Consider the following 3,879-nt stretch of genomic DNA (forward strand, 5'->3'; position numbering starts at 1 on the left):
GAGCCGTGTGAGGTGAAAGTCTCATGCACGGTTCTGAATGGGAGGGGGAGAAGGTGACTTCTCTCTCGACCCCTAATTTCACCCGCCCGAGTCCAAAACTTTGCAACTCAGAACTGACGACTGACTAAAATGACGACCCGTGTAATTCTTGTCCGCCACGGTCAGAGCACCTACAACGCCCAAAAACGCATCCAGGGCCGCCTGGACGATTCCGTTTTGACCGACCGCGGCCGCGACGACGCCGAACGAGTCGCAACCGCGCTCTGTGGCCTGCCCCTGGACGCTATCTACAGCAGCCCCCTGCAACGGGCCCGCCAGACGGCCCAACTCATTGTCTCCCGCCTGGAACGGGCGCCCGAGTTGCAAACCGCCGATTTGCTCATGGAAATCGACCTCCCCCTGTGGGCCGGACTCGAACGCCAGGAAGTCCGCACGCGCTTTTCCGAAGACTACCGCCGCTGGCAGGAAACCCCCCACGAGTTTTCCATGGTTCTAGAAGGCGGAAAACAACATTTCCCCGTTTTATCCCTCTTTGAACAGGCGCGACAATTTTGGCGGCATCTCCTCGCCCGCCACGCCGGCCAGACGGTGTTGGTCGTCGCCCACAACGGCATCAACCGCTCCCTCATCGCCACGGCTTTGGGGGTCAAACCCGAGTTGTATCAGTCGGTCCAGCAGTCCAACTGTGGCATCAGCGTCCTCAATATCGGCGACGTCGGACCGGGAGAACTCCCCAAACCCGCCGCCGTCCAGTTGGAGTCCATGAACCTCACTTCCCACGTCGGCGCCCAATTTCCCACCCCCCGCCCGGAACATCGCGGGCCGCGGCTGCTGCTGGTCCGCCACGGGGAAACCGAGTGGAACCGCAACGGACAATTTCAGGGACAAATTGACGTCCCCCTCAACGAAAACGGCCGGGAACAGGCGCGAAAAGCCTCAGAATTTCTTAAGGATGTCCGGCTCGATTTCGCCCTGACCAGCCCGATGGCCCGCCCGAAAGAAACGGCTGAAATTATCCTCGAACACCACCCCGATCTCCCCCTCCAGTTAGATGACAATTTCCGCGAAATCAGTCACGGCCTCTGGGAAGGAAAATTTGAGTCGGAAATCGAGGAACACTATCCCGGTTTATTGAATCAGTGGAAGCGGGCGCCGGAAACCGTGCAGATGCCGGAAGGGGAAAATCTGAACCAGGTCTGGGAGCGGGTGGCGATCGGCTGGAAAAAGCTGGTCAAAGCCTACGATTCCCAACCCGTCACCGGCTTGGTGGTCGCCCACGATGCCGTCAACAAAGCCATCCTCTGCCAGTTGTTTGGTTTGTCTCCGGAACATTTTTGGAACTTCAAACAGGGCAACGGTTCCGTCACCGTCATCGACTACCCCAACGGCGCCGGCGGCTACCCGGTTTTGCAGGCGATGAACATCACCACCCACCTGTCCGGCAGCATTCTCGACAAGACCGCCGCCGGGGCGCTTTGATCATTAATAATTAACAATTAATAATTAATAATTAATAATTATTAATTGCTGGAGAGGTGAGATAAGAGCTCATGAGTGACGAACTCCTCAAACAGGTCAGGGTTTTAGATCCCGAGTCGGGGCGGGATCAGGTGGCCGATGTGCTGATCGCGGACGGTCGGATTCGGGCCGTCGCATCCGCGATCGCCGATTACCCCGATCATACCCGGGTGCGGGATGGGGAGTGCCTGGTTTTGGGGCCGGGACTCGTCGATCTCTACAGCCACACCGGGGAACCGGGATTTGAGGAGCGGGAAACCCTGGAATCCCTGGGAAAGGCGGCGATCGCGGGGGGATTCACCCGCCTGGGGATCTTGCCGGACATGATACCATCGGCCGACAATCCCGCCACCGTCGGTTTCTTGCAAAGTCGCGTCCCGGCGGGGTTCCACCTGTGGGGCGCGATGACCCGGGGTGCGGCGGGGGAACAGATGACAGAACTCGGGGAGTTGGCGGGCTCGGGAATTGTCGGATTTGCCGACGGACATCCCCTGCAACGCCTCGCCCTGCTGCGCCGGATTTTAGAATATCTCCATCCGCTCAACGTGCCGATCGCCCTCTACTGCTGCGATCGCCAACTCGCCAGCAACGGGGTGATGCGGGAGGGGGATGAATCCATCTACGCCGGCCTCCCCGGCCTCCCCGGCTTCGCCGAAACCGCCGCCCTCGCCGCCGTTTTGGAGTTGGTGGAGGCGACGGGAACCCCCGTCCACATCATGCGGGTTTCCACCGCTCGGGGGGTGGAACTGATCCGGGATGCCAAACGGCGGGGTCTGCCCATCACCGCCAGCACCACCTGGATGCATTTATTGTTCGACACGGAGGCCGTCAGCGGCAAACGGCGGCGGGTTCTCGGCAGCGACGGATCGCCCTCGTCCCCCTTTCCCATCCCCTACGATCCCAGTCTCAACCTCGACCCGCCCCTCGGCAACCCCGCCGACCGCACGGCCTTAATTGCAGGCGTCGGGGAGGGGATTTTAGATGCGATCGCCGTCGATCACGCCCCCCACACCTACGAAGAAAAAACCGTCGCCTTCGCCGACACCCCGCCCGGGGCGATCGGCCTGGAATTGGCGCTACCGTTACTGTGGGAAACCTTCGTTACAACGGAAAAATGGTCGCCCCTGCAACTGTGGCGGGCCTTGAGTACCGCACCCGCCCGCTGTTGGCAACAAACTCCCCCGAGCCTCCAAATCGACCGCCCCGCCGAGTTGACCTTATTCGACCCCCGAGAGCGTTGGACCGTAAACGGCACGACGATTCAATCGCGATCGGCCAATACCCCCTGGTGGGGGCAGGAACTCACCGGACGGGTGCTGGAAACTTGGGGAGCATAGGGGAGGCAGGGGGGCGACCGGGAGGCGACCGGAAGCGGAGGGGAAACTATCCCATTCCCCATTCCCCATTCCCCATTCCCCATTCCCCATTCCCGACTCCCTACTTCTCCATCGGCGAGGTGGGATATAGCGGCTCCGGATCGACGCCGCCCACCCGGTTGAGGGGCCAGAAGCGGACGATCGCGCGGCCGATGATGTGGTCGCGGGGGACGAATCCCCAATAGTGGCTATCGTAACTGTTGTTGCGGTTATCGCCCAAAACCAAATAGCTATCTTCCGGGACGGTATCGGGCCCCCAGTTGTATTGGGGTTCTTCGGCGATGTAGTTTTCCTGCAGGGGTTCGCCGTTGACAAACACCTGCCCGTCCCGAACTTCGACGGTTTCCCCCGGCAGGCCGATGATCCGCTTGATAAACGCATCTTTGTACTGTTTGCGGAGTTCGTCCGTCGGATTGAAGACGACCACATCGCCCCGCTGCGGTTCGGTGAACCGATAGCCCAATTTGTCGATGATCAGGCGATCGTCAATCTCCAGGGTGGGCAGCATTGACCCGGAGGGGATATAACGAGCTTCCGCGACGAAAGTTCGGATACCCAAAGCCAAAATTATACTCAGTCCGATGGTTTTGAATCCTTCGACCCAGGGATTTTCTTCGTGGGTCGATGACGAATTCTTTTCATTTGGCTCTCGATTGGGGACACTGCTCATAGTCGTACAGTCAAAGGACAGAGTTGATGGTAAGTAGAATTGTAGAAGGTGACGGCGGGGGGGTTGATGAGAGCGGGACCTGCCCCGAGCAGAGTATGGCGGAGCGGACTCCACTGCACTCCCTACCCTCGTTGTATACCTGGATTGGGTTCGGTGATGTCTCCGATCATACCAAATCCATCCCGCGATCGCCGCAGAAATCCGGACGGGAGCGGAACCGATCTGGGGCGATCGCACCCCATTAGGGGTCGAGAGAGAAGTCACCTTCTCCCCCTCCCATTCTCCAAGCGTGCATGAGACTTTCGCCTCACACGG

At 59.8% G+C, this 3,879-nt stretch carries 4 protein-coding genes; 3 read left to right on the plus strand and 1 reads right to left on the minus strand.

Annotation, left to right across the window (positions count from 1 at the left end):
* Positions 1–129: 129 nt before the first annotated feature.
* Together AC0QHF_RS02740 and AC0QHF_RS02745 are read left to right on the plus strand one after the other, a co-directional pair.
* The gene (locus AC0QHF_RS02740) at positions 130–1,479 is read left to right on the plus strand and encodes a histidine phosphatase family protein (RefSeq protein ID WP_324702650.1); all 1,350 of its coding nucleotides are present in this window, start codon (positions 130–132) and stop codon (positions 1,477–1,479) included.
* 71 nt (positions 1,480–1,550) lie between these two features.
* The gene (locus tag AC0QHF_RS02745; RefSeq protein WP_324702651.1) at positions 1,551–2,855 is read left to right on the plus strand and encodes a dihydroorotase; all 1,305 of its coding nucleotides are present in this window, start codon (positions 1,551–1,553) and stop codon (positions 2,853–2,855) included.
* A gap of 100 nt (positions 2,856–2,955) precedes the next feature.
* Here AC0QHF_RS02745 and lepB read toward each other — a convergent pair whose 3' ends face one another.
* Positions 2,956–3,564 carry a signal peptidase I gene (gene lepB, locus AC0QHF_RS02750; protein ID WP_324702652.1) on the minus strand — a complete coding sequence of 203 codons (609 nt, stop codon included), beginning with the start codon at positions 3,562–3,564 and terminating at the stop codon, positions 2,956–2,958.
* A 26-nt stretch (positions 3,565–3,590) separates the two neighbouring features.
* On the opposite strand from lepB, the gene AC0QHF_RS02755 reads away from it, so the two are divergent.
* Positions 3,591–3,809, plus strand: coding sequence for a hypothetical protein (locus AC0QHF_RS02755; protein ID WP_324702653.1), 219 nt, complete (start codon positions 3,591–3,593; stop codon positions 3,807–3,809).
* The last annotated feature ends 70 nt before the right edge of the window (positions 3,810–3,879 follow it).

This window comes from Lyngbya sp. CCY1209, assembly GCF_055795065.1.

What these genes read in the sequence shown, in the direction of transcription:
- AC0QHF_RS02740 (WP_324702650.1), top strand. Translation starts at nt 130, where the DNA reads ATGACGACCCGTGTAATTCTTGTCCGCCACGGTCAGAGCACCTACAAC.
- AC0QHF_RS02745 (WP_324702651.1), top strand. Translation starts at nt 1,551, where the DNA reads ATGAGTGACGAACTCCTCAAACAGGTCAGGGTTTTAGATCCCGAGTCG.
- lepB (WP_324702652.1), bottom strand. Translation starts at nt 3,564, where the DNA reads ATGAGCAGTGTCCCCAATCGAGAGCCAAATGAAAAGAATTCGTCATCG.
- AC0QHF_RS02755 (WP_324702653.1), top strand. Translation starts at nt 3,591, where the DNA reads ATGGTAAGTAGAATTGTAGAAGGTGACGGCGGGGGGGTTGATGAGAGC.